Annotated in this window: 3 protein-coding genes and 1 pseudogene; 3 read left to right on the plus strand and 1 reads right to left on the minus strand. The window is 73.7% G+C overall.

The window, feature by feature from the left end:
• Positions 1 to 106 (minus strand): annotated as a pseudogene (locus tag FV218_RS22345) (EipA family protein); the annotation flags it as partial.
• Between the two features lie 82 nt (positions 107 to 188).
• Here FV218_RS22345 and FV218_RS22350 point away from each other — a divergent pair.
• From FV218_RS22350 to FV218_RS22360, 3 genes are all read left to right on the plus strand, one after another.
• Positions 189 to 1,001 carry a hypothetical protein gene (locus tag FV218_RS22350; protein ID WP_246685238.1) on the plus strand — a complete coding sequence of 271 codons (813 nt, stop codon included), beginning with the start codon at positions 189 to 191 and terminating at the stop codon, positions 999 to 1,001.
• A 153-nt stretch (positions 1,002 to 1,154) separates the two neighbouring features.
• A complete protein-coding gene (locus FV218_RS22355; RefSeq protein WP_056095575.1) occupies positions 1,155 to 1,430 on the plus strand; it encodes a hypothetical protein in 276 nt (91 codons plus the stop codon).
• 144 nt (positions 1,431 to 1,574) lie between these two features.
• A partial coding sequence (locus FV218_RS22360) for a lipoprotein (RefSeq protein ID WP_246685239.1) occupies positions 1,575 to 1,767 on the plus strand: 193 nt, incomplete at its 3' end.

A 1,767-nucleotide genomic window follows, 5' to 3' on the forward strand; every position in this document is an offset into this window, starting at 1 on the left:
GCACCACCACGACGTCGTCGGCGGTGACCGCCGTCATGCCGAAGCCGCCGATGAAGTAGGCCGAGCCGTCCACCCCGACGAAGCGGCGGTAGAGCCCCTGCACCGCCGAATTGGGCTAAGGACGCACGGGGCGGTCCGGACGACGGTCGCCGCCGACCTTTTCCGGCGTCAGGGATGAGCGTGCCCGCGTGATCGAAACCGTGATGATCTTCGCGCTCGGCTTCCTCGCCGCCGCGTTGTGCGCCCTGCTGGTGCTGCCGGCCGTGAACGCCCGGGCCCTGCGCCTGTCGCGCCGGCGGATCGAGGCGCGCCTGCCCCTGTCCGTGGCCGAGGTCGCCGCCGAGAAGGACCACCTGCGGGCCGAGTTCGCCGTGGCCCGCCGGCGCCTGGAGCGCCGGGTCGAGGCCGTGCACGCCGTGCGCCACGCCGACATGGCGGCCATCGGCGCCCGCACCCTGGAGGCCGCCGCCCTGTCGCGCCAGGTCGAGGCGAAGGATGCGACCCTTGAGGAACGTCGCGCCGAGATCGCCGAGACCCGCGCCACCCTGGCGGACGTCACCCGCGACCTGACGTCGGCGCGGACCGAGGGCGCGGTCGGCCTCGCCACCCTGCGGGTCCTGGAGGACGCCCATCGCGACCTCCTCGACGACCTCGTCCGGCGTCACCATGCCGGGCCCCTGAATCGGCTCGATGCCAAGACCCTCGCCGAGACCTTTGCCGACCCCGGTGCCGCGCCCGGCGGCCCCGATGCGGACGCCCCCGACCTCGCGGCCCGCTGCGCCGCCCTCGCCGCCGAGCGCGAGAGCCTGCGGGCGAGCCTCGCCGCCGCCGAGGACGCCCTGGCGCAGGCCGAAGACGCCCTGGCGCAGGCGAAAGCCCGCCTGGGCGCCGAGGACGCCGCCACCGCCGCCCTGCGGGTGCGGATCGCCGACGTGGCCGACGGCCTCCTGCGCCGCGACCGCCTTCCCGCCGTCGACGCCTACCCGCTCGCGCCCTCCTGAGCACACGGTCCGGTGCGCCGTTGCCTCCGGTTCAGGCAACGGGGTAGATAAGCGAACTTTCCATGCGTTGACCATGCATGTGCCTTGTTTCGACCACGCAAGCCCATCATCCGGTCGCCCATTCCCCCTGACTTCGAGACGGACCGCGCCCCTATGGCCAAGACACTGACATCGCTCGTCCTCGCCCTGGCCGCCACGGCGGCCCTGACCGCCGCTCCGGCCCTGGCGCAGACGGCCCCGCAGACCAAGCGCGGCAACGAGACCCTGAAGAAGTACTGCACCGGCGATTACCTGACCTATTGCGGCAACCTGTCCCCCGACGATCCGGCCATGGACAAGTGCTTCCAGACCAACTGGGCCAAGCTGTCCGAGAATTGCCGCCGGGCCATAGACGCCTACGAGAAGAACCCCGCCAACAAGAAGGGCTGAGGCCGCGCCCGGGGCGGGTTCCGTATGGGACCCGCCTCGGGACCTGCGGGAGACGGCCTTGGGATAAGCGCGGCCGTTTCCCTCGCGTCGCGGGCCGGCAGACGCTATGGTGCCGGCCACCCGGTGCCGGACCCCACAGCCTCGATGCCCAGATCTTACGGCGCGTTCCCGCGCCCCCTCACGATCCTCGCGGCCCTCGGCCTCGTCGCCCTGGCAACTTCCGGCTGCGGCCGGCGCGGCGGCCTCGAGCCGCCGCCCGGCTCCGCCGCCCCGAGCGTGCCCGCATCGCGGGTCTCCACGGGGGCGACCGCGCCGGCGAGCCCGCGGGCCCTGCCCC

It is taken from the genome of Methylobacterium sp. WL69 (assembly GCF_008039485.1).
In the GTDB taxonomy this organism is placed as follows: Bacteria; Pseudomonadota; Alphaproteobacteria; order Rhizobiales; family Beijerinckiaceae; genus Methylobacterium.